This is a genomic window from Microbacterium sp. JC 701 (assembly GCF_021026215.1).
In the GTDB taxonomy this organism is placed as follows: domain Bacteria; phylum Actinomycetota; class Actinomycetes; order Actinomycetales; family Microbacteriaceae; genus Microbacterium; species Microbacterium algihabitans.
Genome location: NZ_JAJNCV010000002.1, coordinates 438,980 through 461,758 on the forward strand (window position 1 = coordinate 438,980; position 22,779 = coordinate 461,758).

Annotated in this window: 29 protein-coding genes and 2 tRNA genes; 15 read left to right on the top strand and 16 right to left on the bottom strand. The window is 70.2% G+C overall.

Annotation, left to right across the window (positions count from 1 at the left end; genetic code table 11):
• Positions 1-67 precede the first annotated feature (67 nt).
• The 4 genes from LPW41_RS09980 to LPW41_RS09995 all read left to right on the top strand — a co-directional run bounded on the left by LPW41_RS09980 (position 68) and on the right by LPW41_RS09995 (position 3,524).
• Positions 68-979 carry an ABC transporter ATP-binding protein gene (locus LPW41_RS09980; protein ID WP_144835023.1) on the top strand — a complete coding sequence of 304 codons (912 nt, stop codon included), beginning with the start codon at positions 68-70 and terminating at the stop codon, positions 977-979.
• Entirely contained in the window at positions 976-1,773 is a 798-nt protein-coding gene (locus LPW41_RS09985; protein WP_144835021.1) for an ABC transporter permease subunit, read from the top strand. The genes LPW41_RS09980 and LPW41_RS09985 overlap by 4 nt, the downstream gene beginning before the upstream one ends.
• 63 nt (positions 1,774-1,836) lie before the next feature.
• Positions 1,837-3,078: a mechanosensitive ion channel family protein gene (locus tag LPW41_RS09990; RefSeq protein WP_144835019.1), complete on the top strand. Its 1,242-nt coding sequence runs from the start codon at positions 1,837-1,839 to the stop codon at positions 3,076-3,078.
• A complete protein-coding gene (locus tag LPW41_RS09995) occupies positions 3,075-3,524 on the top strand; it encodes a globin (protein WP_144835017.1) in 450 nt (149 codons plus the stop codon). The genes LPW41_RS09990 and LPW41_RS09995 overlap by 4 nt, the downstream gene beginning before the upstream one ends.
• On the opposite strand, the gene LPW41_RS10000 is transcribed toward LPW41_RS09995, so the two are convergent.
• Together LPW41_RS10000 and LPW41_RS10005 are read right to left on the bottom strand one after the other, a co-directional pair.
• Positions 3,525-4,352 (bottom strand): DUF3106 domain-containing protein, encoded by an 828-nt coding sequence (locus tag LPW41_RS10000; RefSeq protein WP_230704721.1) that lies wholly within the window; start codon positions 4,350-4,352, stop codon positions 3,525-3,527.
• 191 nt (positions 4,353-4,543) lie between these two features.
• Positions 4,544-5,212, bottom strand: coding sequence for a hypothetical protein (locus LPW41_RS10005; protein WP_144835013.1), 669 nt, complete (start codon positions 5,210-5,212; stop codon positions 4,544-4,546).
• A 54-nt stretch (positions 5,213-5,266) separates the two neighbouring features.
• Here LPW41_RS10005 and LPW41_RS10010 point away from each other — a divergent pair, with 54 nt between their 5' ends.
• Complete coding sequence (locus LPW41_RS10010; protein ID WP_230704722.1) at positions 5,267-6,136, top strand: acyl-CoA thioesterase II; 870 nt, start codon at positions 5,267-5,269, stop codon at positions 6,134-6,136.
• A gap of 117 nt (positions 6,137-6,253) precedes the next feature.
• Here LPW41_RS10010 and LPW41_RS10015 read toward each other — a convergent pair whose 3' ends face one another.
• The 4 genes from LPW41_RS10015 to LPW41_RS10030 all read right to left on the bottom strand — a co-directional run bounded on the left by LPW41_RS10015 (position 6,254) and on the right by LPW41_RS10030 (position 9,638).
• Positions 6,254-6,790, bottom strand: a complete 537-nt coding sequence (locus LPW41_RS10015; RefSeq protein ID WP_144835010.1) for a thioesterase family protein — start codon at positions 6,788-6,790, stop codon at positions 6,254-6,256.
• Complete coding sequence (ettA, locus tag LPW41_RS10020) at positions 6,783-8,462, bottom strand: energy-dependent translational throttle protein EttA (RefSeq protein ID WP_144835008.1); 1,680 nt, start codon at positions 8,460-8,462, stop codon at positions 6,783-6,785. Before ettA ends, LPW41_RS10015 begins: the two co-directional genes overlap by 8 nt.
• Positions 8,463-8,521: 59 nt before the next feature.
• A complete protein-coding gene (locus LPW41_RS10025; protein ID WP_230704723.1) occupies positions 8,522-9,028 on the bottom strand; it encodes a hypothetical protein in 507 nt (168 codons plus the stop codon).
• A 91-nt stretch (positions 9,029-9,119) separates the two neighbouring features.
• The gene (locus tag LPW41_RS10030) at positions 9,120-9,638 is read right to left on the bottom strand and encodes a single-stranded DNA-binding protein (RefSeq protein ID WP_186325584.1); all 519 of its coding nucleotides are present in this window, start codon (positions 9,636-9,638) and stop codon (positions 9,120-9,122) included.
• Positions 9,639-9,843: 205 nt separating this feature from the next.
• On the opposite strand from LPW41_RS10030, the gene LPW41_RS10035 reads away from it, so the two are divergent.
• Positions 9,844-10,101, top strand: coding sequence for a hypothetical protein (locus tag LPW41_RS10035; RefSeq protein WP_186325583.1), 258 nt, complete (start codon positions 9,844-9,846; stop codon positions 10,099-10,101).
• A gap of 5 nt (positions 10,102-10,106) precedes the next feature.
• On the opposite strand, the gene LPW41_RS10040 is transcribed toward LPW41_RS10035, so the two are convergent.
• Positions 10,107-11,525 carry a PLP-dependent aminotransferase family protein gene (locus tag LPW41_RS10040; protein WP_230704724.1) on the bottom strand — a complete coding sequence of 473 codons (1,419 nt, stop codon included), beginning with the start codon at positions 11,523-11,525 and terminating at the stop codon, positions 10,107-10,109.
• A 61-nt stretch (positions 11,526-11,586) separates the two neighbouring features.
• On the opposite strand from LPW41_RS10040, the gene LPW41_RS10045 reads away from it, so the two are divergent.
• Positions 11,587-12,195, top strand: a complete 609-nt coding sequence (locus tag LPW41_RS10045) for a YitT family protein (RefSeq protein ID WP_144835003.1) — start codon at positions 11,587-11,589, stop codon at positions 12,193-12,195.
• 120 nt (positions 12,196-12,315) lie between these two features.
• Here LPW41_RS10045 and LPW41_RS10050 read toward each other — a convergent pair whose 3' ends face one another.
• Positions 12,316-12,525, bottom strand: coding sequence for a methyltransferase (locus tag LPW41_RS10050; protein ID WP_144835001.1), 210 nt, complete (start codon positions 12,523-12,525; stop codon positions 12,316-12,318).
• 104 nt (positions 12,526-12,629) lie between these two features.
• Between LPW41_RS10050 and LPW41_RS10055 the strand changes: the two genes are divergently transcribed.
• Together LPW41_RS10055 and LPW41_RS10060 are read left to right on the top strand one after the other, a co-directional pair.
• A tRNA-Arg gene (locus tag LPW41_RS10055) sits at positions 12,630-12,702 on the top strand.
• A gap of 36 nt (positions 12,703-12,738) precedes the next feature.
• The gene (locus LPW41_RS10060) at positions 12,739-12,954 is read left to right on the top strand and encodes a hypothetical protein (RefSeq protein ID WP_230704725.1); all 216 of its coding nucleotides are present in this window, start codon (positions 12,739-12,741) and stop codon (positions 12,952-12,954) included.
• Positions 12,955-13,289: 335 nt separating this feature from the next.
• Here LPW41_RS10060 and LPW41_RS10065 read toward each other — a convergent pair whose 3' ends face one another.
• Positions 13,290-13,553, bottom strand: a complete 264-nt coding sequence (locus tag LPW41_RS10065; protein WP_230704726.1) for a hypothetical protein — start codon at positions 13,551-13,553, stop codon at positions 13,290-13,292.
• Positions 13,554-13,614: 61 nt separating this feature from the next.
• On the opposite strand from LPW41_RS10065, the gene orn reads away from it, so the two are divergent.
• The 3 genes from orn (at position 13,615) to LPW41_RS10080 (ending at position 15,237) form a co-directional block, all read left to right on the top strand.
• A complete protein-coding gene (gene orn / locus LPW41_RS10070) occupies positions 13,615-14,241 on the top strand; it encodes an oligoribonuclease (RefSeq protein ID WP_144834997.1) in 627 nt (208 codons plus the stop codon).
• Positions 14,242-14,277: 36 nt separating this feature from the next.
• Positions 14,278-14,353, top strand: a tRNA-His gene (locus tag LPW41_RS10075).
• A 194-nt stretch (positions 14,354-14,547) separates the two neighbouring features.
• The gene (locus tag LPW41_RS10080; protein WP_154096536.1) at positions 14,548-15,237 is read left to right on the top strand and encodes an SDR family oxidoreductase; all 690 of its coding nucleotides are present in this window, start codon (positions 14,548-14,550) and stop codon (positions 15,235-15,237) included.
• Here the strand turns inward: LPW41_RS10080 and LPW41_RS10085 are convergent.
• Complete coding sequence (locus LPW41_RS10085) at positions 15,218-15,664, bottom strand: helix-turn-helix domain-containing protein (RefSeq protein WP_144834994.1); 447 nt, start codon at positions 15,662-15,664, stop codon at positions 15,218-15,220. The genes LPW41_RS10080 and LPW41_RS10085 overlap by 20 nt on opposite strands.
• Positions 15,665-15,861: 197 nt before the next feature.
• Between LPW41_RS10085 and LPW41_RS10090 the strand changes: the two genes are divergently transcribed.
• From LPW41_RS10090 to LPW41_RS10100, 3 genes are read left to right on the top strand one after another with little or no spacing between them, the layout of a single operon-like run.
• Positions 15,862-16,209 (top strand): metallopeptidase family protein, encoded by a 348-nt coding sequence (locus tag LPW41_RS10090; protein ID WP_154096764.1) that lies wholly within the window; start codon positions 15,862-15,864, stop codon positions 16,207-16,209.
• Complete coding sequence (gene clpS / locus LPW41_RS10095) at positions 16,200-16,508, top strand: ATP-dependent Clp protease adapter ClpS (protein ID WP_230704727.1); 309 nt, start codon at positions 16,200-16,202, stop codon at positions 16,506-16,508. The genes LPW41_RS10090 and clpS overlap by 10 nt, the downstream gene beginning before the upstream one ends.
• On the top strand, positions 16,505-16,987 hold the full coding sequence (locus LPW41_RS10100) for a DUF2017 family protein (protein ID WP_230704728.1): 483 nt from the start codon (positions 16,505-16,507) through the stop codon (positions 16,985-16,987). Before clpS ends, LPW41_RS10100 begins: the two co-directional genes overlap by 4 nt.
• A gap of 19 nt (positions 16,988-17,006) precedes the next feature.
• Here LPW41_RS10100 and LPW41_RS10105 read toward each other — a convergent pair whose 3' ends face one another.
• The 6 genes from LPW41_RS10105 to gatC all read right to left on the bottom strand — a co-directional run bounded on the left by LPW41_RS10105 (position 17,007) and on the right by gatC (position 22,757).
• A complete protein-coding gene (locus tag LPW41_RS10105; protein WP_230704729.1) occupies positions 17,007-17,600 on the bottom strand; it encodes a hypothetical protein in 594 nt (197 codons plus the stop codon).
• Entirely contained in the window at positions 17,575-17,895 is a 321-nt protein-coding gene (locus LPW41_RS10110; protein ID WP_076675934.1) for a hypothetical protein, read from the bottom strand. The genes LPW41_RS10105 and LPW41_RS10110 overlap by 26 nt, the downstream gene beginning before the upstream one ends.
• A 63-nt stretch (positions 17,896-17,958) precedes the next feature.
• Positions 17,959-19,215, bottom strand: a complete 1,257-nt coding sequence (locus LPW41_RS10115; protein ID WP_144834986.1) for a DNA polymerase IV — start codon at positions 19,213-19,215, stop codon at positions 17,959-17,961.
• A 196-nt stretch (positions 19,216-19,411) separates the two neighbouring features.
• On the bottom strand, positions 19,412-20,929 hold the full coding sequence (gene gatB, locus LPW41_RS10120; RefSeq protein ID WP_154096532.1) for an Asp-tRNA(Asn)/Glu-tRNA(Gln) amidotransferase subunit GatB: 1,518 nt from the start codon (positions 20,927-20,929) through the stop codon (positions 19,412-19,414).
• The gene (gene gatA / locus LPW41_RS10125) at positions 20,929-22,461 is read right to left on the bottom strand and encodes an Asp-tRNA(Asn)/Glu-tRNA(Gln) amidotransferase subunit GatA (RefSeq protein WP_144834982.1); all 1,533 of its coding nucleotides are present in this window, start codon (positions 22,459-22,461) and stop codon (positions 20,929-20,931) included. The genes gatB and gatA overlap by 1 nt, the downstream gene beginning before the upstream one ends.
• Positions 22,458-22,757, bottom strand: a complete 300-nt coding sequence (gene gatC / locus LPW41_RS10130; protein WP_058231460.1) for an Asp-tRNA(Asn)/Glu-tRNA(Gln) amidotransferase subunit GatC — start codon at positions 22,755-22,757, stop codon at positions 22,458-22,460. The genes gatA and gatC overlap by 4 nt, the downstream gene beginning before the upstream one ends.
• Positions 22,758-22,779: the final 22 nt, after the last annotated feature.

Below are 22,779 nucleotides of genomic sequence, written 5' to 3' on the forward strand. Positions count from 1 at the left end.
CTCTCGTCGCGCAGGGTCATCCCCACGGCGGACGCGGCGACGGGGTGGTCGTTCCTAACGTGGAACCATGATCGTTGCAGACAACCTCACCAAGCGTTACGGCGACAAGACCGCCGTCGACGGCGTCTCGTTCACGGTGCCTCCGGGGCGGGTCACCGGCTTCCTCGGTCCGAACGGCGCGGGCAAGTCGACGACGATGCGCATGATCGTCGGCCTCGACCGCCCCACGTCGGGACGCGTCACGGTCGCGGGCCAGGACTACCGCAGCCTGCGCTCCCCGCTGACCGAAGTCGGTGTCCTCCTCGACGCCAAGGCGATCCACACGGGCCGCTCGGCCCGCAACCACCTGCGCGCCATGGCCGCCACGCACGGCATCGGCCGTGAGCGGGTCGACGAGGTCATCGAGCTCACGGGCATCGCCTCGGTCGCCGGCAAGCGTGCGGGCGGCTTCTCGCTCGGCATGGGCCAGCGCCTCGGCATCGCGGCCGCCCTGCTCGGCGACCCGCACACGCTGATCCTCGACGAGCCCGTCAACGGCCTCGACCCCGAGGGCGTGCGCTGGGTGCGCCAGTTCGTGCGGCACCTCGCCGCAGAGGGTCGCACCGTGCTGCTGTCGAGCCACCTCATGAGCGAGATGTCGCAGACCGCCGACCACGTCATCGTGCTGGGCCGCGGCCGCGTGCTCGCTGACGCTCCGCTGCAGGAGCTCGTGCGCACCTGGACGACGACCACGCTGCTCGTGCGTTCGCCCCGCCTCGACGACCTGGTGGCGGCGTTGAAGATGCCGGATGCCACGATCTCGGCGGTCGAGCCGGGCGCGGTCCAGATCACCGGCATCACCCCGCAGACGGTCGGCGACATCGCCGCCGCCCACGGCATCCCGCTGCACGAACTGACGCCTCGCGTCGGCTCGCTCGAAGACGCCTACCTCGCCCTCACCGACGACTCCGTCGAGTACAAGACCAAGGAGCTGGCATGACCGCCCTCGCCTCCGCGCCGGTTCGCCGCGCGGCATCCGCCCACCGCCTGAGCTTCGCGCACCTGTTGCGCAGCGAGGCGATCAAGATCCTCACCCTCCGCTCGACCTGGTGGTCGCTCGGGGTGACGGCCGCGCTGTCGGTCGGCATCTCGCTGCTGATCGCCGTCGCGACCAGCGGCATGGGCGGCGGCATGGCGCCGACGAACGTGATCCTCGCGCCCACGCAATTCACGATGCTGGTCGCCGGCATTCTCGGCGCGATCGTGGTGACCGGCGAGTACTCGACCGGCATGATCCGCTCGACCCTGACCGCCGAGCCGCGTCGCGGCGCCGTGCTGCTGGCCAAAGCCTGCGTCGTGGCGCTCACGATGGCGGCCACCACCGTGGTCACCTACGCCGTCGCGATCGTCGTCACCGCGCCCTTCACGAGCACGGGCATCGACTGGGCGAGCCCGGCCGACTCCCTCGTGCCGCTCGCACTGGGTGTGGTCTCGATGGCGTCTTTCAGCCTGCTGGGTGTCGGCTTCGGCTTCCTCATCCGCAGCGGCGCCGGCGCGATCGCGGCGACCGTGGGCGTGCTGTTCGTGCTGCCGATCATGCTGAGCCTGTTCTCGATCGCGGGTCCCGACTGGATGTGGGTGCTCGAGTCGGCGAAGTACCTGCCCGTCAACGCGGCAGCCGAGCTGACCTCCCCCGGGGCCGAGAACCTGCTCGAACCTGCTCTCACGATGGCCGGGTGGGTCGTCGGCCCGCTGCTGCTCGGCTGGGTGGCGCTGCGCTCGCGCGACGCGTGACACCCCCGGCGGATGCCTCGGCGCTCAGGTGGCGCCGAGGCATCCGTCGTTAGTCTGGATCCGATGTTCGTACTCGCCGAAAACCTCGAACCGTCCCCGTCGCCCACGATCACCTCCCCCAGCGACCTGACCAATCTCGACACCTGGGCCTGGATCGGCGATCAGCTGCTGGGCTTCGGCGGAGTGCTGCTGCGGATCCTCGGGATCATCATCGGGATCGCCGTCGCCGCCTGGATCCTGCGCGTGATCATCCGCCGCGTGGTCGACCGCATCGTCAACGGGGCGAAGAGCAAGGCCCGCGTCGACGACACGCAGGCCCTCGACCGCTCCCCGCTCAGCGCCGTGCGGTTGGTGCAGCGCACGCGCACGCTCGGCACGATTCTGCAGAACATCGTCAACGTCATCCTCGTGATCGTGGCGCTCGTCTGGATCGCCGGCATCGTCGCCCCGAACGCCCTCGCCTCGCTCACGCTGCTCACCGCGGCGATCGGCGCGGGCCTCGGCTTCGGCGCGCAGAACATCGTCAAAGACGTGCTGAACGGCATCTTCATCGTCGCCGAAGACCAGATCGGCATCGGCGACGTCGTCGACCTGGGACTCGCGACCGGCATCGTCGAGTTCGTCAGCGTGCGCATCACGCACGTCCGCGACGTCAACGGCACGCTCTGGTACGTGCGCAACGGCGAGATCACGCGCATCGGCAACATGTCGCAGGGCTGGTCGCGGGTCATCATCGACCTGGCCGTGCCGGTGGATGCCGACATCGACGACGTCGAGAAAGCGATGCTGTCCGCCGCCAAGACGATGGCCAAAGAGACGAAGTGGCGCTCGCGCATCATCGAGCAGCCCGAGATCTGGGGCCTGGAGTCGATCAGCGGCGACGCTCTCGTCATCCGCCTCGTCATGAAGACCCGCTCGAGCGCGAAGGACGACGTGGCCCGTGAGCTGCGTGCGCGGCTGAAGCGGGCGATCGACGCGATGGGCATCGCGCTCCCCCAGCTGAACTCGATCGTGCTCACCGGGGCCGAGGGCGCGCAGAGCGTGCGCGGGGCCCACCCGCCGAAGACGAAGGAGACCCCGGTCTCCCCCGCCGCCAGTCGCCCGGTGTGGCGCCCGCGCCGCAACAAGCACGACGTGACCGACGAGCAGGCCGACGCGGCGGGCGAGTCGAAAGTCACGAAGGCACCGGTGCACGACGCCGCCCCGACGACCACCCTCGATCTCCCCGGAAAGACCGCTCCCGGCACCGACGCGCCCAAGCCGACGCCCCCGGCGACGCGGGCCGATGAGGAAGGCACCTCGTGACCGAGCCCGTCAGCTTCTACGAGCAGGTCGGTGGGATGGACACCTTCCGCCGACTCGTCGACGCGTTCTACCGCGGCGTCGCCTCCGACGAGGTGCTGAAGCCCATGTACCCCGAGGAAGACCTCGGTCCCGCCGCCGAACGGCTCACGCTCTTCCTCGCGCAGTACTGGGGCGGCCCCACGACCTACGGCGAGACGCGCGGACACCCGCGCCTGCGCATGCGCCACATGCCGTTCCACGTCGATCCCGACGCGCGCGACCGCTGGCTCCAGCACATGCGCGTCGCTGTCGACGAGATCGCGCTGCCGCCGGCGTTCGAGGCGCCGCTGTGGGACTACCTCGAGCGCGCCGCCTACGCGATGGTCAACACGTTCGAGCCGCGCGGTATCGGCCCGCAGCAGGACGGGCGCCCCGATACGGGGCTGCCCGTCCGCGCGAGCGACTGATCACCGACCGAGGAAGTCTCCGAAGCCGGGGATGTCGAAGTTCGACAGGCTCTCGCCGAACCCGCTGATCTGGTCGCCCGCTCCCGACACGGCGTCCTGCGCCCCTCCGGCCCATTCGCCGATGCCCGTTCCCTCGGCGAGCGAGGCCAGATCGACTCCGGATGCCATGGCCTCCAGGTCGACGCCCTCCGCGAGCCCCGTGAAGTCGACCCCGGACTGCATCGCCTGGGCGAGCAGGGGCGCGGCGACCGCGCTGACGATCGCGCCTCCCGCCACCGCGGCGAACAGGCCGCCCGCGCCGACGACACCGGCGCCGATCAGACCACCCTCCCCGGCCTTCGCGAGCAAGGACGACATGCGCCCCGGCCGCGCCGCCTCGGCCCGGGCCGCGGTGCGCGCGAGGTCGTCGGGCGCGTCGGACCGGGGCCGCTCGTGAGGTGAGAGCTCGGCATCCATCCGCTCCCGCACGTGCGCGCGCTGCGCCGGGGTGAGCCGGGCGAAGGCCTCGCGGTGCATCTGCTCGACGCGGTCGGGGTCGGCCGTGCGCAGCAGGTAGTCGTAGCGCGCGATGGCGGCGCGGTCGTCGGCTGAAAGGGCGGTTCCGGATGCCGTGCGGCGGCCCATCGCGGGCGGGGCGTACCGATCCGCGGCGTCGGCGGGAGGTGCGCCGGGGGTCCGCGTGCGCGCGTCGCCGGTCACGGCGTCGGCGGCCGAGCGGACCATGTCGCGCCAATCGCGGCTTCCCGAGGCGGAAGGGCTGCTCTTCGCGGCCGAGGCCTTGCCGGCGGCCTTGGAGGCGATGTCGAACAGACGGGAGAACGAGACCACGGGGATACCTCTCGACGGGCGGCATGCTGCCGCGACGTCAAGGTCTCCTCCGCCCTTTCGGACCGACCTACCCGGAATCCAACCGTGGACTCGTGATGACGGATACGCCGTGTCGGGAGTACTCCCCTTGCTGTCCTCCACCGTAAGGCGGCCACCTTTGCGCTTCCTGGACGAACGCCCGGGAGTGCGGGTCAGCTGCCGGTGGCGCGCACCGCGGTCAGCCCCGAGCGCACCGGTCCACGCACAAGCACGTGCCCGCGGGCGAGGCTCACGCGCGTCCACGCGCCGCTGCGGCGCACGGGCGCCTCTTCGCCGCCGGCGATGAAGCCCAGCGCGAAGGCCGCGAAGGCCACTCCCAGCGGCAACCCGGCCAATGCCTCGTCGGCCTGTCCCCACACCTGCGCGCGGATGACCCGCACCACGTCCTCACCCGCGTCGGCGGGGAGGGCGTCGGCGACGGCGGCGACCCCGTACTGGGCACGCGCGGCGAGCACGGCGGCGTCGATGGCATCCGTCTGCTCCCACCCGCCCTGCGGCGGAGAGATGCCCGCCCACGCCGGCGACGTGGCGGTCTCGGGCAGCACGACGGCGTTCGCATCGTCGGCCGCGGGCAGCAGCGCCGACGCGTCCACGACGACATCGCACTCGAGCTCGGGGTCGATGGCCGACACGCGCAACCCGAGAACGGTGGGCGTGCTGTCCATCAGTCCACGGGGAGCGAGCGGCGCAGCGGTCGTCACGAGCACACCGCCGCGTGCACGCAGACGCACCGTTCCGTCACCGAGACGGATCGTGCGACTGGCGAAGGTGAGCAGGTCGGCTGCCGCCTGCGGGTCGGGGAACAACAGGCGGGCGGACACCCGCTCTAAACTAGCAAGTGGTGCGCACCTCGCCGCGCCGGAACGGGAGTCAGCGTGACCGACGCCATCGATCCCGTGGCGTCTCTGCTCGCGGTGCTCGACCTCCGCGACGCCGGCGCCCGGACCACCGAAGACATCTTCACGGGCGTGTCGCAGGCCATGCCCACGGGCCGCGTCTACGGCGGGCAGGTGCTCGCCCAGACGATCGTGGCGGCCTCTCGCACCCTGCCGCCCGAGCGCACGGTGCACTCGATGCACGGCTATTTCCTGCGGCCCGGTGACCCCGCCGACGGCATCACGTTCTCGGTCGATCGCATCCACGACGGGCGCTCGTTCTCGACGCGTCGCACTCAGGCGTTCCAGGCCGGCGTGCCGATCTTCTCGATGATCGCGTCGTTCCAAGACGAAGACCCCGGCCTCGAGCACTTCGAGCCTATGCCCGAGGGCATCCCGCAACCCGAAGACACCGCGCCGGTCGACGCCGAGAGCCTGCACCCGATCAGCCGCCGCATCCTGTCGGCGAGCCCGGTCGACGTGCGTCACGTCGGGTCATCCGTGTACGCCACGGTCGAAGGACCGCACGTTCCCCGGCAGGCCGTGTGGATGAAGCTGCGTCGTACCGTCGGCGACGACCCGGCCGTGCACCGCGCGGCCCTCGCCTACCTCAGCGACCTGACCATTCAAGAGACCATCCTGCGCGCGCACGGCGTCGCGTGGAGTGCGCCGGGTCTCCGCGTCGCAAGTCTCGACCACGCGATGTGGTGGCATCGCCCGGCCCGCGTCGACGACTGGCTGCTCTACGTGCAGGAGTCGCCCAACGCCCGCGGCGGCCGAGGTCTGTCGACCGGACGCATCTACACGCGCGAGGGCGTCCTCGTCGCGAGCGTCGCCCAGGAGGTCATGGTGCGCGTCCCGCGCGAGTGATCGAGCTTCCGGATGCCGCGGCCTCACGGCATCCGGGATCTTTCGGCGATCGCGGCGGTGACGTCGACGCCCCGACTCGCTCGGGTCAGCGTCTCGCGGGGGCTGTGCCGCTCGCCGTCAGCCCTTGCTGGAGCGCCGGCGGTACTCGATCGGGTCGCCGACATAGGGGCCCCACGCCGCACGTTCGGTCTCGCTCCAGCGGATGGGACGACCGCTGGCGGTGTCGACGAGCACGACGACGGCGGTCGCACGTGCATAGAGCACGGGGGCTGCGTCGCCGGCGGGGCTGTAGACCTCGAAGCAGATGTCGGCGCTCGAGCCGCCCATCGCACCGATCCACATGCGCACGTCGAGGGGACGCTGGCTGTACGGGACCGGGCGGAGGTATTCGATCTCCTGCCGGGCGATGAGCGTCGCGCGTTCACCGCCGCTTTCGAGCACGCTCATGTCGAACACGGCCGTGGGGAGCGCCTCGCCCTCGCCGTCGCCGCGCCAGAACGCGCGGAGGCGCGCTTCTTCGAGCAGCTTGAGCATCGACGTGTTGTTGACGTGTCCGAGCGCATCGAGGTCGCCCCACCGGAGGTGGATCGGAACGTGCAGCCGCGAGGGCCCGGCCGGAGCCGGACCCTCGCTGGTGGTGCTCGCGTCAGTCACGCGTGAGCTTGCGGTAGGTGGACCGTGACGGGTTGGCCGCGTCGGCGCCGAGACGCTCGACCTTGTTCGCCTCGTAGGCTTCGAAGTTGCCCTCGAACCAGTGCCACTGGTCGGGGTGCTCCTCGGTGCCCTCGTAGGCGAGGATGTGCGTCGCGATGCGGTCGAGGAACCACCGGTCGTGCGTGATGACCACGGCGCAACCGGGGAACTCGAGCAGCGCGTTCTCGAGCGAGCTGAGGGTCTCGACGTCGAGGTCGTTGGTGGGCTCGTCGAGCAGAAGGAGATTGCCGCCCTCTTTCAGCGTCATCGCCAGGTTCAGACGGTTGCGCTCACCACCCGAGAGCACGCCGGCCTTCTTCTGCTGGTCGGGTCCCTTGAAACCGAACTTCGAGACGTAGGCGCGCGAAGGGATCTCGGTCTTGCCGACGGTGATGATGTCGAGCCCGTCGGACACGACCTCCCACAGCGTCTTCTCGGGGTCGATGTTCGCGCGCGACTGGTCGACGTAGCTGATCTTGACGGTCTCGCCGATCTTCAGCGATCCGCCGTCAAGGGGCTCGAGGCCGACGATCGTCTTGAACAGCGTCGTCTTACCGACACCGTTGGGGCCGATCACACCGACGATGCCGTTCGGCGGCAAGTTGAAGCTCAGGTTGCTGATGAGCGAGCGGTCGCCGAAGCGCTTCTCGAGCTTCTTGGCGTCGATCACGATTCCGCCGAGACGCGGACCCGCGGGGATCTGGATCTCATCGAAGTCCAACTTGCGCGTGCGCTCGGCCTCGGCGGCCATCTCCTCGTAACGGGCGAGGCGGGCCTTCGACTTGACCTGTCGACCCTTGGCGTTGGAGCGCACCCACTCGAGTTCTTCCTTGAGGCGCTTGGCGAGCTTGGCGTCCTTCTTGCCCTGGACTTCGAGCCGCTGGCCCTTCTTCTCGAGGTAGGTCGAGTAGTTGCCCTCGTAGGGGTACAGGTGGCCGCGGTCGACCTCGGCGATCCATTCCGCGACGTTGTCGAGGAAGTACCGGTCGTGGGTGATCGCGATCACCGCACCCTTGTAGGCCTGCAGGTGCTGCTCGAGCCAGAGCACGCTCTCGGCGTCAAGGTGGTTGGTGGGCTCGTCGAGGAGTAGCAGGTCGGGCTTCTGCAGCAGCAGCTTCGCGAGTGCGACGCGGCGGCGCTCACCACCCGAGAGCGGCACGACCGAGGCGTCGCCCGGGGGCGTGCGCAGGGCGGCCATGGCCTGCTCGAGCTGGGAGTCGAGGTCCCATCCGTCGGCGGCGTCGATCTCCTCCTGCAGCGTGCCCATCTCGGCGAGCAGCGCGTCGAAGTCGGCGTCGGGGTCGGCCATGAGGGCGGAGATCTCGTTGAAACGATCGAGCTTGGGCTTGATCGCCACGCCGTCCTGGATGTTCTCGAGCACGGTCTTGCTGTCGTCGAGCTCGGGCTCCTGCATGAGGATGCCGACCGTGAAGCCGGGGCTCAGGCGGGCCTCGCCGTTGGAGGGGGTGTCGAGACCGGCCATGATCTTGAGGATCGTGGACTTACCGGCGCCGTTCGGGCCGACCATGCCGATCTTGGCACCGGGCAGGAACGACATCGTGACGTCGTCGAGGATCAGCTTGTCGCCCACAGCCTTGCGGGCGCGGACCATGGAGTAGATGTATTCGGCCATATCCGTTCCAGTCTAGGGGCGGTGACGCCGCGCACCGACGAGAGCGGGGGCCGCCCCGCTCACCAGTTGATGGCGCGCGTCTGTCCGATCAGGCATCCACCCGACGACAGGGCGGGCAGCACCGAGGTGACGGGGTTGCCGATCGACGGTCCGACCTGGCCTACCAGGCACTCGTCGCCCAGGCGCACCGAGAAGGTGATGCTCTCGGCGGGGTTGCCCACCGTCGTCGCGTCGGCGGTGACCTGCATCGCCGACTTGTCGAAGCCGGCAGCCACCAAAGCGTCGATGTAGGCACGACCCGAGACCTGATCGGGACCCGACCAGACCGACTGCACGGTCTGCGTGAATAGCGGCAACTCGGCGGCGGCAGCGCTCGCGGACGTCGAGGCATCGGCCGAAGGAGCCGACGAGGACGTGCTCCCGTCGGTCGGTGCGGCGCTGGCGACCGGAGGTGCGGCGTCCGGCGTGGTCACGGCCTCGGGTGCGGGCGACGCGGTGCAGCCGGCGAGACCCAGCGCGGCCGCGAGGGCGAGGACGGCGACAGGACGAGCGAGAAGGCGAGCCACGCGGTCGAGTCTACGGATACGCCCGAGCGACCCCGTCCGTGCCTTCGTCGTCGCCGCCGCCTCGCCGCCGTCCCCGTCGCCGCCGCAGCCCTCAGAACGGGCCCGCACCCCCCTCCGCGCTCACGAGCGCCGGCTGCCTCGATTCGCCGGCATCGGACGGCGTGCTCTCCACCTCCGCGCCCGGAACCGCCCAGCCGTCGGCGTCAGTTGCGCCGGTCGGCGTGTGCGCCGACGGTTCGACCGCCGCCTGCGGGCGCGGCGTGCGCGTGAACTGGGAGGTCCCCCAGCGCAGGTCGTGGCCGATGGCGTCGACGACGACGTCGGCGCTCACCCCTCGTTTGGTCTCGTTCTCCCACTCGCGCACCCGCAGTCTCCCCGTGAGGATCACCCGCTGCCCCTTGCGCAGAGAGGTGAGCGCGTGCGCGCCCAGGTCTCCGAAGACCGAGACGTTGTAGAAGTTGGTGTGGCCGTCCACCCACTCTCCGCGCTCCCGGTCGAGCTTTCGCTCGCCCACCGCCAGCCGGAATGCGGCGATGGTCTCGCCCCCGCGTGTCGCCCGCTGGTCCAACTCGCCCGTGATGTTCCCCACCAGGGTGATGTGATCGCTCATGCGTGTGTCCTCTCGTCGTGGTGTGCGCTCCGGCACCCGTGTGCCCGACGGGTGCCGGAGCCACGGCAAGACTGACGGGAACGACGAGGGCGCCGCCGAGGGAAACCGCCGATCTGTGGATAACCCGAACGATCCGTCCAGCGGGGAGAAGCGTCCATCGACCGCGCGACGAGCGATGTCGGAGGTCCGGTCTACCGTGACGGCCATGAGCACCGCACTCTGGAACGACCTCGCCCCGGCACCGCGCCCGGCCGGGTGGGGCGCGGCGACCCACGTCGCCGCGGGCCTGTGGCGCATCGCCGATCCGCGCGGCATCGTCGTGGGCCACATCCGCGCGATCGCGGCCGACGGCGGCTGGCGGTACGCGGCCGAGCGCTTCCACACGGCCTCGGGCAGCTTCCGCAGACTCGGCGAGTTCTGGTCGTCGAGCGACGCCGTCGAATGCCTGCGCTACGCGCGATGACCGCGTCAGACGACGGTGGCGAAGTCCTCGCGCGGAGCAGCCGTCCGTCCCCCGCGCACGTCGTCCCACGCGTCGCGCAGAATGCGCGCGGCCTGTTCGAGAGCGGCGGGGGCTGCGGTGAAGGGCACGCGCAGGTGGCGATCGTGGCCGCCCTCCACAGCGAACCGCGATCCCGCCGACAGTGCGAGCCCGCGGGCCCGGGCGTTCATCACGAGAGGGGTGCTCAGCGGGTCGCCGAGGCCGACCCACAGCGAGACGCCGCCACGGACATCGGGCACCTGCCACTCCGGCAGCAGTGTCCGCAGCCCCGCCACCAAGGTGTCGCGTCCGGCGCGCAGCAGTTCTCCCCGCTGGCGAGCGATCTCGTCGAGTCGCGGCACGATGCGCGCCGCGATCGCCTGTTCGATCTCGGGAGTTCCCAAGTCGTGCACGGGTCTGCCGCTGGCCAGTCGGCGCACGATCTCGGGCGCCGCGCGCACCCATCCCACGCGCAGCCCTCCCCACACCGTCTTGCCGAGGGATCCGACCCGCACGATCCGGTCATCGTCGCCGAACGGCGCGGATCCCGAGCTGCGGTCGATGTCGAGCTGGGCGGTGGTCTCATCGAGCACGAGCACGGTGCCCACCGATTGCGCTCCCGCGAGAAAGGCGTCCGACTCCGAGGCGGTCATCGTCCGACCCGTCGGGTTCTGGAAGTCGGGCATGAGATAGGCGAGCGTGGGCAGCGCGCGGGCAAAGCTCTGCTCGGCGCGCTCGAGATCCCACCCCGACGCAGGGTCCACCGGCACACCGATCAGGCGAGCGCCGACGCGGCGGAACGCGTCGGCCGCGTGCGGGTAGGTCGGCGTCTCGAGCATGACCCGGTCGGCGCGGCCCACAAGGACCGACGCGATCAGGTGAATCGCGCTCTGCGCGCCCGTCGTCACGAGGATCTGGTCGGGTGTGGTCGCGAGCCCTCGTTGGGCGTAGTGGTCGGCGATCGCCTGTCGCAGACCGAGGTCACCCACGACGTCGTATCCGATGCGTGCGACCAGCGCCGGCGCATCCTGCATCACCTCCTGCACGATCGCCGGAAGGCCGGGCCACGCGGCAGGGCTGGCCTGTTGCAGGCCGATGGCCACGTCGTCGGTGTCGTGCCGACCGGGGTCCGTGCGCCGCAGGGGCAGGGTCACGCTCCCGCTCCCGCGCAGACTCTCGATGTGCCCGGAGTCGCGCAGACTGCGATACGCGGCCGCGACCGTCGTCCGGCTGAGGTGCAGGGCGGCGGCGAGCTCGCGTTCGGCGGGCAGCGCCGTCGAGGGAGCGAGCCTGTTGTCGAGGCAGAGCAGGCGGATGCCGTCTGCCAGCGCCTCGTACGCAGGACCACTTCCCCGCCACCCCCCGAGGGCGGATGCGAGGGTACGAGCCGAGATGCGCGAGTCCATGCGGCCAGATTATCGCAATTGGCCTTATGGCTTGATTCCAATCGCGTGATTGGATCTCTTCATGGCATCCCGCATCACCCGTCTCTTCGTCGGCCTGGTCCTCTACGGCGTCGGCTGCGCCTTCACCATCGCCGCCGGCCTCGGGGTCGACCCGTGGACCGTGTTCGCCGAGGGTGTCTCCCGCGTGACGGGAATCGGCATCGGATGGGTGACCAACATCATCGGACTGTGCGTCCTGCTGCTCTGGATCCCGCTGCGTCAGAAGCCCGGGGTCGGCACGGTGGCCAACATTCTGTTGGTGGGCACGAGCATCCAGCTCGCCCTGGGGGTCCTCCCCCACCCCGACGTGCTGTGGCTGCAGGTGCTCATGCTCGTCGCCGGCGTCGTGATCGTGGCCTTCGCATCCGGTCTGTACATCGGAGCCCACTTCGGCCCCGGGCCGCGAGACGGACTGATGACCGGCATGCACGCGCGCTTCGGCTGGCCGATCTGGGCGTGCCGCCTGTCGGTCGAGGGCTCCGTCCTCGTGCTCGGATGGCTCCTGGGCGGCACCGTGGGCATCGGCACCGTCGTCTTCGCGCTCGGGATCGGCCCCCTCGTGCACATCGCGATGCCCTTGCTCGCCGCCCCGAAGCCCGCGCCCCGGGCGACCCGCGCGGCGCGAATCTAACGCGCGCACGAGGCGACACCGTCCGCACCCCACGCGGGCAGGCGGCGACACCTGCCGCGCCTGTCGCAGGCAGGGGGACGCCCCGCCCGGCGACAACGGCACGGACGGGGCGCCCGTCTCTCAGTGCTCCCGGAACTCCGGCCGGTCGCTGCCGGGCTTGAGGTGCGAGTGAAGGGCGCTCTTGGCGATCTCCATCGTGGGGTAGACGCCCAGCCGCTCGTTCTTGCCCGCCATGTGGACGCTGAAGCCCTCGGCATCCCGTTGGATCTTCCCGACGACGCCCGCCGGGCCGTAGGCCACCCAGAGGCGCTTGGTCACGGTGTCTGACATGAGTGCTCCTTTGCTCTCGTTGCCGGGAGGGTACGCCCGCCGCGGCGGTGTCCGCCAGGGGCTGGCGCACGCGCCGGAGCGCCGGGCGATATCCTGGTCGCCGACCCCCAGTAGCTCAGTGGATAGAGCAGCGGCCTTCTAATCCGCCGGTCACACGTTCGAATCGTGTCTGGGGGACGTTGTCCCCCATCGAGCCTGAGGAGGCTCCGCGCGGTGAACAATCGTCGCACTCTCATCAAGCGCCTGTTGGTCACCTGCGGCATCGTCGCATGGGTCGGTGGCATGGTCCTCGGCTATCTGTCCGAAGGGGCGTGGCGCACGGTCGGATTCGCGCTCCACATCGCCGGCCTCGCTGTGGTTTTCGCGACATGCTTCTACAACCCGCCGGTCGTACCGCGCGAGGAGCAATCCAGCGCCCGTGGTGGCTGAGCGCTTCTCAGATGGGGTCAGGCGGTGAGCTCTGACACCACGCGGTGCATCAGAAGCTAGAGCCCCTGGTCATCCGCGCCATCGTCGTGCGGCATGCCTCGCTCCGCAGCAGCACGGCGCGACAGGAAAAGCACAGCCCGGCGGCAGCTCCGGCGCACAGAGCAGCCAGCCACCAACCTGCGCCAGCGAAGGCGATAGTGGCCGCTCCCAAGGGGATCACACCGGCGGTGAAGAGCGGCGACGCCTTGTCCATGGGCCGAGACTACTGTTCACGCCTGTCGACCTCGTGGTCGAGCCGCCGTCCCGGCGCGATCGCCCGGACGTCAACCATCCGGTCACCGGGGCTGAGTCCGCCGGCCAATCTGTTGCAGCGCCCAGACGAACAGGACGAGCTCCATGATGACCAGGAAGCCACCCACGAAAACGACCGGGGTGACTGCATTTCCCGCCGCAATCCGGAAGATGAGGAGCGCCGTCATGATCGTGAATGCGAGGCCGTGGAAAACCGCCGACAGAACCAGAGACCGTCGTCGCCTTTTGGGCTCCACCTGCTGGGTGATATCGCGCACCATCGCGGCATAGGTCGCGACGCCGGTCACACGTTCGAATCGTGTCTGGGGGACCAGATCCGATGTCGTACCCCGTCAGTAGGATGTGGGGATGGTAAACGCCTCCGAGAACGACCGGCTCGTCTGGATCGACTGCGAGATGACAGGCCTCGACCTGGCCGTCGACGAACTGGTCGAGATCGCCGTCGTCATCACCGATTTCGAGCTGAACGTGCTCGACCCCGGGTTCCAGATCGTCATCAAGCCCGACGCCTCGGCCCTCGCCAACATGGGCGAGTTCGTCACCGAGATGCACCGTTCGTCGGGCCTGCTCGACGAGATCCCCCACGGCGTGAGCCTCGCAGACGCCGAGTTCCAGGTGCTCGAGTACATTCAGCGCTTCGCTCCGACCGAGGGCAAGGCGCCGCTGGCCGGCAACACGATCGGCACCGACCGCATGTTCCTCGCGAAGTACATGCCGCGCGTCGACCGCTGGCTGCACTACCGCAACGTCGACGTCTCGAGCATCAAAGAACTGTCGCGCCGCTGGTACCCGCGCGCCTACTTCCAGGCTCCGAAGAAGAACGGCGGGCACCGCGCCCTGGCCGACATCCTCGAGTCGATCCGCGAGCTCGCCTACTACCGCGCCGCGGTCTTCGTGCCGCAGCCGGGCCCCACGAGCGACGAAGCGAAGGCCGTCTCGGCCTCGGCCGTGTCGTCGTTCGCACTGGACGTATGACATAATCGTTCAGTTGTCTGCTGCGGCAGACACATGGTGGCTATAGCTCAGTTGGTAGAGCACCGCGTTGTGGTCGCGGGGGCCGCGGGTTCAAGTCCCGTTAGCCACCCCAACCTCACGAAGGCCCGGAGAGCATCGCTCCCGGGCCTTTGTCGTTCCCCGCCCATCGGCTTCTCCCCCCGACGGTGATCCGGGCGTCTCAGGTACCTCGATGTGCCTTTTGTACCCGTCTACGCACCCGCGCACACTGGCTCCCGACACCTCCGGCGCCGCTGCGCGGCGCCATCCACGAACGGGAGAACACGCATGCCCACCATCGCGATCATCGGCGCCGGACCCGGACTCGGGCTCGCCCTCGCGAGACGATTCGGAGCCGAAGGGTTCGACGTCGCCCTCATCGCCCGCAACGCCGCCAAGCTCGACGGTCTCGTCGCGCAGCTCGCGGCCGAGGGCGTCACCGCGGCGGGGTTCGCCGCCGATGTCCTCGACCGCCCGGCCCTGCGGTCGGCCCTCGCCGCGGCGCGCGACCGGTTCGGCGCCATCGACGTGCTCGAGTACTCCCCCGCCGACGCCTCGGCCGGCCCCCTCGCCCCGGTCGACATCCGCGCGACCACCGCGCAGAACGTGCAGCCGCAGATCGAGTACTACCTCTACGGCGCGATGACGGCGACCGACGAAGTGCTCCCCGAGATGCTGGCGACGGGCGCGGGCGCACTGTTCTTCACCACGGGAGCAGGTTCGGTCTACCCGGTGCCGCGGTACGGAAACGTGACGGTCGGCGGGGCGGCCCTCCGCAACTGGGCGCTCAACGTGGGCACCTCGCTGGCGGACTCGGGCGTCTTCGTCGCCCACGTGGCGATCGCGCTCATGATCGCCGACGAGCAGCCGTCGTTCGGAGGCCCCTTCCTCCCCGCGCGCGACATCGCGGAGCGCTACTGGGAGCTCTACGTCGACCGTTCGACGAACGAGCTGATCGTCACGACGCCGGAGCGATGACAGGCCCCGGCCGGGAGCGCGCACGCCGAGCGCCCTCTCGGCCGACGCCGCCCTCAGCGTGGGCTGCACGACTGGCCGCGACGGCCTCGTGATTCGTCGCAGCCCACACGGCCATCGCCCGGACGGCGGCACCCAGCGAGCGTCCGAGGTCGGTGAGTTCGTACTCCACGCGCGGCGGTACCTCGGCGTACGCCGTTCGGGTGAGCAGGCCGTCGCGCTCGAGGGCCTTCAGCGTCACGGTGAGCATGCGTTGCGAGATGCCCGGAATGCTCGCGTGCAGGTCGGAATAGCGCAGCGACTGCTCGCCGAGCGTGCTGACCACGAGCATCGTCCACTTGTCGCCGATGCGGTCCAACACCTCGCGGATGAACCCGCTCTCGGCGGGCCAATCACGGCAGATTCCGCTGATCGCCCGCTTCGCCGCCATGGCGACCCCCTCCGTCGTCGTCCCTCACGAGCCTAACCGCACGATCGGTGCGTAAGGCGGCCGATCTCCGGCGCATCGGCCTCCCGCGCCCGTAGAATCGAAGCCGGATGCCATGGCTCGCGCCCGCGGCATCCGCTGGAACGGCCGAAGACCCCGGGAGGCCCGCCGTGCACGACGACGTCGACGCGCCCGCGACTCTGCAGCTCGATGCTGACGCATTCGAGGCGCTGGTCGTCGACGAGCTCGATCGGCTTCCCGACGACATGGTCGACGGCCTCGACAACGTCGTGTTCGTCGTCGAGGACCGCCCGGAAGACGGATCGCTCGATCTGCTCGGGCTATATGACGGCTGGGCCCTCACCGAACGGGATCGTTACGGCGTCGGCGAGCTCCCCGACCGCATCATCCTGTACCGCGAACCGCATCTCGCGGTGTGCGACGACGAGACCGCGCTGCGCGACGAGATCCACACGACCCTCGTCCACGAGATCGCACACTTCTACGGAATCGACGACGACCGATTGCACCAATTGGGGTGGGCGTGATGGCTCCGCTCGCGACGCCCGATCTCGACATCGAGCGCGATCGGCAGACGACCCCGGAGCCGCCGTCGTCGTGGCAGACCGTCGTCTGGAACGACCCGGTGAACCTCATGAGCTACGTGAGCCACGTCTTCCGCACCTACTTCGGGTTCGACACTCCGACCGCCCACCGCCTCATGCTCGCTGTGCACCACGACGGTCATGCCGTCGTCGCACGCGGTCCGCGCGAGGTCATGGAGGCTCACGTGCAAGCCATGCACGACTTCGGCCTCTGGGCCACCGTCAGGAAGGACCCCTCGTGAGCGAGCGGATCGTCGTGCTCGAGATCAGCGGTCTCGAAGCCCTCCACCTCGCCGGGATCGTGGGCCAGTTCCGCGACCTGCTGGCCGACTCGCGGGCTGACGACGACCCCGCCGTCGCGCGGCTGTTCCCCGACGCCTACCCCGACGACGAGGCCGCGAGTCGCGAGTTCCGCCGGCTGACGGGAGGCGACCTGCTCGAGAGGCGGGCTCAGGATGCCGCGGTGCTCCTGCAGACGCTCGGCCTCGACGGCGGCGATCGCTCAGCCGAAGACGATCCCGACGCGACGATCACCATCGCGCTCGGCGAGACCGAGGCCCTCGCCTGGATGCGGACGCTGTCGGCGCTGCGCCTCGTGCTGGCCACGCGCCTCGGCATCCGGACCGAAGACGACCATCACCCCGACGACCCGCGCTTCGGGGTGTACGACTGGATCGGCTATCGCCTCGACGGGCTGATGACGGCGCTCGACCGACGCTGAGACGCTCCCCGGCGGGGCATCACGGCAGGCGCACCCGGAGCCCGGCGCGGGCCGCGGGGTCGTGCGCGGCGAGGTGCGCGTCTTCTTGCGCAGCCCACCGATCCCAATGCGGGCGGTAGGTCTCGCCATCACGTGCGAGTGCCCGCGTACGCCGGGAGTCGGTCGGGGCCTCGACCCACACGGTGAGGTCGGCCAACCGGGCGACCTCGGGAGTCAAGAGGCCCGACCCCTCAACGACCAGTGGGAGGGACGGGTCGATGGCGTATGCCTCGGCACGCTCGTCGAGCTCCCAATCCCATCGCTCCCACACGCCGAGCAGTCCACGCGCGTGCGGGAGCAGGATCGTCTCGCGAGCGTAGTCAGCGCCCGCGGCGAGGCCGTCCCACCCGGGATACACGTCGTCGAGGGCGACCATCTGCACGCGCCCGCGCCCCGGCCACGCGGCCACGAGGCGACGGGCGAGCGAACTCTTGCCGGCTCCGCTGCGACCGTCGATGACGACGACAGGGTTCGACGCGCCGATCTCGACGACGCGCGCCGACATCGCGGCCACGGCCGCGGTGAGAGCGTCGTCGAGGGGGTCCGCGTTACTTCTTGAGGGCGCGGATGACACGGCTGAGGGCGCGACCGGCCACCCACACGAACGGGATGCCGACGGCGAGCAGCGACACGAGGTTCGGGTCGAACCGCAGGTCGTCTCCGCGACGGATGTAGGCGCCGAGCGGAAGCGTGTATCCGCCGCCCCCGCCGCCACCGTTGCCCTGCTCGTCGGAGCCGCCGCCGTACCCGGCCCAGGTGAGGGCGACGGGGACGATGCGAACGCCGTCGACGTCCTGCTGCTCGCCGTAGGCGGAGGTGACGCCGAAGCTGGTGGCCTGCTTGCCGAGTTCCAAAGCGATGTTGGGCATGGCTCCACCGTAGCGGCCCGGCGTCGGAGCGCCGAGGGGCGTTGCGCGACCGCGGTCCGCGTGTCAGTGGTCGTACGAGGGCCGGGGGTTGGTGGGGAGGGCTCCCCCGCCGCGCGACGGCCCGAGCAGCGAACCGCGAGTGACGGCGCCCCGGCCGAAGCGCGTCGTGGCGTCGTCGAGTGCCCCCTCGACGCGGCGCCACTCGGCGTCGTCGTCCCACAGGGTGGCGGCCATCGCCGCCGGCTTGAGCTTCTCTCCGCGCACACCGACCAGGCGCACGGCCTGGCGTCGGTCGATCGCGTCGAACAACTCGATGGCGGCGTCGCCGATGCGCTGGCCGACCGAGGTGGGTTCGGGCAGCGTGCGTGAGCGGCTCAGGGTGGTGAAGTCGGAGAAGCGCACCTTGATCGAGATCGTCGCCGCCTCGTACTGCTGCGTGCGCAGGCGCGCGCCCACGCGATCGGCGAGCCGGCGGAGTTCGACGTGCAGCGTGCGGGTGTCGGAGATGTCGGTGTGGAACGTCTCTTCGTGGCCGACGCTCTTCTCGGAGCGCCCCGTGTGCACCTCGCGGGCGTCGATACCGCGCGAGAGGTGCCAGATGCGCTCGCCCATCGCGGGACCGAGAACCCGATCGAGCGCGGGACGCGGGGTGTCGAGGATGTCGGAGATGAGCCGGATGCCGCGGGACTCCAGCGCCTCGGCGGCCTTGGGCCCCACCCCCCACAGCGCGCGCACCGAACGTGGGCGCAGGAACGCCTCGGTGTCGGCCTCGGCCACCACGAGCAGCCCGTCGGGTTTGGAGATCGTGGAGGCCATCTTGGCGACGTGCTTGGTCGCCGCGACGCCGATGCTGCAGGTCAGCCCCGTCTCGGCCTTCACCCGGGCGCGCAGGTCGCGGGCGATGGTCCCCGGGCTCCCCCACAGCCGCCGCGCACCGCGGACGTCGAGGAAGGCCTCGTCGATCGAGAGCGGTTCGACCAGCGGGGTGACGTCGTGGAAGATCGCCATGACCTGCCGAGACATCTCGGTGTAGCGGTGGTACGGCGGGTTGACGACGATGGCGGTGGGACACATGCGCAGCGCGATCGCCACCGGCATGGCCGACTTCACGCCGTAACGGCGGGCCTCGTACGAGGCGCTCGAGACGACACCACGCCCCTCCGACCCGCCGATGATGAGCGGCTTGCCGGCGAGCGACGGATCGTCGAGCACGGCGACCGAGGCGAAGAACGCGTCCATGTCGACGTGCAGGATGCCGGTGCCCGTGTCATCGGCGTCGGGGCGCGAGACGATGCGCCCCGTTCCGTCACCTCGTCCCATGGCATCCATTCTCCCCCGGACCTCCGACATCGGCCCCGCGGCGCGAGCTCAGCGATCCGCACGAGCTCAGCCCGCGTCGCGCGAAACCGACTGAGCGTGCGCGGATCACCGAGGTTGTGACCCACCTCGGACCGGAAACGACGGATGCCACGGCCCCACCCCTCGCGGGGCGCGGTGCCGTGGCATCCGGTGTCGATTACAGAGCGGCGGCGCGCTCCAGCACGAGTTCGCGCACGCGCGCGGCGTCGGCCTGGCCCTTCATGGCCTTCATGACCGCGCCGATCACGGCACCGGCGGCCTGCACCTTGCCGTCGCGGATCTTCGCGAGCACGTCGGGCTGGGCGACGAGGGCTTCGTCGATCGCCGCGATGAGCGCCCCGTCGTCGGAGACCACGGCCAGACCGCGGGCGTCGACGACCTCTTGGGGGGTGCCCTCTCCGGCGATGACGCCCTCGAGCACCTGGCGCGCGAGCTTGTCGGTGAGGGTGCCGGCGTCGATCAGCTTCTGCAGAGCGGCGACGTTCTCGGGCGACACGAGGTCGGCGGCGTCGCGCTCCTGCGCGTTGGCGACGCGGGTGATCTCACCCGTCCACCACTTGCGGGCCGAGGCCGGAGCGGCTCCCGCGGCGATCGTGTCGGCCACCGCGTCGAGCAGGCCGCCGTTGGCGACGTCCTGGAACTCGAGGTCGGTGAAGCCCCACTCGCCCTTCAGACGGCGACGGCGCGCAGCGGGCGGCTCGGGGAGCGCGGCGCGCAGCTCCTCGATCAGCTCGGGTGCGGGCACGACCGGCAGCAGGTCGGGCTCGGGGAAGTAGCGGTAATCGTCGGCATCCGACTTCGGACGCCCCGGAGAGGTGCGACCGGTGTCCTCGTGCCAGTGACGGGTCTCTTGCGTGATCGTCCCGCCCTTGGCGAGGATCGCGGCCTGACGCTGGATCTCGTAGCGCACCGCGCGCTCGACCGAACGCATGGAGTTCACGTTCTTGGTCTCGGTGCGGGTGCCGAGCTTCTCCTGGCCGCGGGGGCGCAGCGACACGTTCGCGTCGCAGCGGAGGTTTCCGCGCTCGAGCTTGGCCTCCGAGATGCCGAGGCCGCGCACGATGTCGCGGATGGTCGCGACGTACGCCTTCGCCAGTGCGGGGGCGGAGTGCTCCGCACCGAAGATGGGCTTCGTGACGATCTCGACGAGCGGCACGCCTGCGCGGTTGTAGTCGACCAGCGAGTACTCCGCGCCCTGGATGCGACCGGTCGCCCCGCCCATGTGGGTGAGCTTGCCGGCGTCTTCTTCCATGTGCGCGCGCTCGATCGGCACGGTCACGAGGGTGCCGTCTTCGAGCTCGACCTCGACCGAGCCCTCGAAGGCGATCGGCTCGTCGTACTGCGAGATCTGGTAGTTCTTGCCGAGGTCGGGATAGAAGTAGTTCTTCCGCGCGAAGCGGCTCGACGGCGCGATCGAGCAACCAAGGGCGAGGCCCAGGCTGATCGACGAGCGGATCGCCTCGGCGTTCACTACGGGCAGGGCACCGGGAAGACCCATGTCGACGGGAGCGACGAGCGTGTTCGGCTCGGCACCGTGGTGGGCCTCGTTCGCCGGGTTGGGCGCCGCCGAGAACATCTTGGTCGCGGTGTTGAGCTCGACGTGCACCTCGAAGCCGAGGACGGGCTCGAACATCTCGAGTGCCTCGTCGAAGTCCATGAGTGCGTCTTTCGCCATCAGAGCGTTCCTTCCGGTCCCTGAGCCTGTCGAAGGGAGGGAGCCTTGTCGAGCAGCGGGCCGCCCCACTGGTCGACGAGCAGCGCTTCGAGGGCTGCGCCGACGCGGTAGAGGCGGGCGTCCTCGCGGGCGGGGGCGAGGAATTGGATGCCGACGGGCAGGCCGTCTTCCTCGGCGAGACCGCTCGGCACCGAGATGCCGGGCACGCCCGCGAGGTTCGCGGGGATCGTGGTCACGTCGTTGAGGTACATCTGCAGCGGGTCGTCGATCTTCTCGCCGAGGCGGAAGGCCGTGGTCGGCGCCGAGGGCGTCGCGATGACGTCGACCTGCGAGAACGCGGCGTCGAAGTCGTGCTGGATGAGCGTGCGGACCTTCTGCGCGCTGCCGTAGTAGGCGTCGTAGTATCCCGCCGACAGGGCGTAGGTGCCGAGGATGATGCGGCGCTTGACCTCGGGACCGAAGCCCGCGTCGCGCGTCGCGGCCATGACGTTCTCGACGGTCGCGGCCCCCTGCGGGTTCACGCGCATGCCGAAGCGCACCGAGTCGAACTTCGCCAGGTTGCTCGAGGCCTCGGCGGGAAGGATCAGGTAGTACGCGGCGACGCCGTACTCGAAGTGCGGGGCGCTGATCTCGATGATCTCGGCGCCCTGCGCCTCCATGGCTGCCAGCGATGCGCGGAACGAGTCCGACACGCCCTTCTGGAAGCCGCGGTCGTCGAGCTCGCGGATGACGCCGACCTTGAGTCCCTTGAGGACCTCGCCGGTCGCGCCCTCGCGGGCGGCGGCGGCGAACGAGGGCCACGCGTCGGACAGCGAGGTCGAGTCGTTCGCGTCGTGACCGCCGATGACGTCGTGAAGAAGACCCGCGTCGAGCACGGTGCGCGTGACCGGGCCGACCTGATCGAGGCTGGATGCCAAGGCGATCGCGCCATAACGGCTCACGCCGCCGTACGTGGGCTTGACGCCGACCGTGCCGGTGACGTGCGCGGGCTGACGGATCGAGCCACCCGTGTCGGAGCCGAGGGCGAGCGGCGCCTCGAACGCGGCGACGGCCGCGGCCGATCCACCACCGGAGCCGCCGGGGATGCGGTCGAGGGCCCACGGGTTGCGGGTGGGGCCGTAGGCGGAGAACTCGGTGGAGGAGCCCATCGCGAACTCGTCCATGTTGGTCTTGCCCAGCGGCACGAGGCCCGCGGCGCGCGAGCGCGCGACGACCGTGGCGTCGTAGGGCGACATGTAGCCCTCGAGGATCTTTGACCCGCTGGTGGAGGGCATATCGGTGGTGACGAGCACGTCCTTGACCGCGAGCGGAACGCCGGCGAGCTCGTGCAGCTGCTCTCCCGCCGCGCGGCGGCGGTCGATGTCGGCCGCGACCTCGAGGGCATGGTCGCTCACGTGCAGGAACGCGTGCACGTCGCCGTCGACGGCGGCGATGCGGTCGAGGTGGGCCTGCGTGGCCTCGACGCTCGAGACCTCGGACGAGGCGAGCTTGGCGGCGAGATCCGCCGCTGTCAGGCGGGTGAGGTCGGTCACTGCTCTTCTCCCAGGATCGCGGTCACGCGGAATCGGCCGTCGGCCTGGTCAGGGGCGTTCTGCAGCACCTGCTCGCGCGTGAGCTGCTGCTGCACGACGTCGGGGCGGAAGACGTTCTCGAGCGGGATCGGGTGGCTCGTGGCGACGACGTCGGGCGTGGCCACCTCGGACACCTTCGCGATGTTGTCGACGATGGCATCCAGCTGGCCGGTGAGGCTCTGGACCTCCTCGTCGCTCAACTGGATCCGGGCGAGCACACCGAGATGGCGCACGAGATCAGGAGTGATTTCAGACACCCCCCGAGTCTAGTTCGCGCCG

Coding starts and splice junctions, on each gene's coding strand:
- LPW41_RS09980 (WP_144835023.1), top strand. CDS start 68: ATGATCGTTGCAGACAACCTCACCAAGCGTTACGGCGACAAGACCGCC.
- LPW41_RS09985 (WP_144835021.1), top strand. CDS start 976: ATGACCGCCCTCGCCTCCGCGCCGGTTCGCCGCGCGGCATCCGCCCAC.
- LPW41_RS09990 (WP_144835019.1), top strand. CDS start 1,837: ATGTTCGTACTCGCCGAAAACCTCGAACCGTCCCCGTCGCCCACGATC.
- ettA (WP_144835008.1), bottom strand. CDS start 8,462: ATGGCCGAATACATCTACTCCATGGTCCGCGCCCGCAAGGCTGTGGGC.
- LPW41_RS10030 (WP_186325584.1), bottom strand. CDS start 9,638: ATGAGCGATCACATCACCCTGGTGGGGAACATCACGGGCGAGTTGGAC.
- LPW41_RS10035 (WP_186325583.1), top strand. CDS start 9,844: ATGAGCACCGCACTCTGGAACGACCTCGCCCCGGCACCGCGCCCGGCC.
- LPW41_RS10040 (WP_230704724.1), bottom strand. CDS start 11,525: ATGGACTCGCGCATCTCGGCTCGTACCCTCGCATCCGCCCTCGGGGGG.
- LPW41_RS10045 (WP_144835003.1), top strand. CDS start 11,587: ATGGCATCCCGCATCACCCGTCTCTTCGTCGGCCTGGTCCTCTACGGC.
- LPW41_RS10050 (WP_144835001.1), bottom strand. CDS start 12,525: ATGTCAGACACCGTGACCAAGCGCCTCTGGGTGGCCTACGGCCCGGCG.
- orn (WP_144834997.1), top strand. CDS start 13,615: ATGGTAAACGCCTCCGAGAACGACCGGCTCGTCTGGATCGACTGCGAG.
- LPW41_RS10080 (WP_154096536.1), top strand. CDS start 14,548: ATGCCCACCATCGCGATCATCGGCGCCGGACCCGGACTCGGGCTCGCC.
- LPW41_RS10085 (WP_144834994.1), bottom strand. CDS start 15,664: ATGGCGGCGAAGCGGGCGATCAGCGGAATCTGCCGTGATTGGCCCGCC.
- LPW41_RS10110 (WP_076675934.1), bottom strand. CDS start 17,895: ATGCCCAACATCGCTTTGGAACTCGGCAAGCAGGCCACCAGCTTCGGC.
- LPW41_RS10115 (WP_144834986.1), bottom strand. CDS start 19,215: ATGGGACGAGGTGACGGAACGGGGCGCATCGTCTCGCGCCCCGACGCC.
- gatB (WP_154096532.1), bottom strand. CDS start 20,929: ATGGCGAAAGACGCACTCATGGACTTCGACGAGGCACTCGAGATGTTC.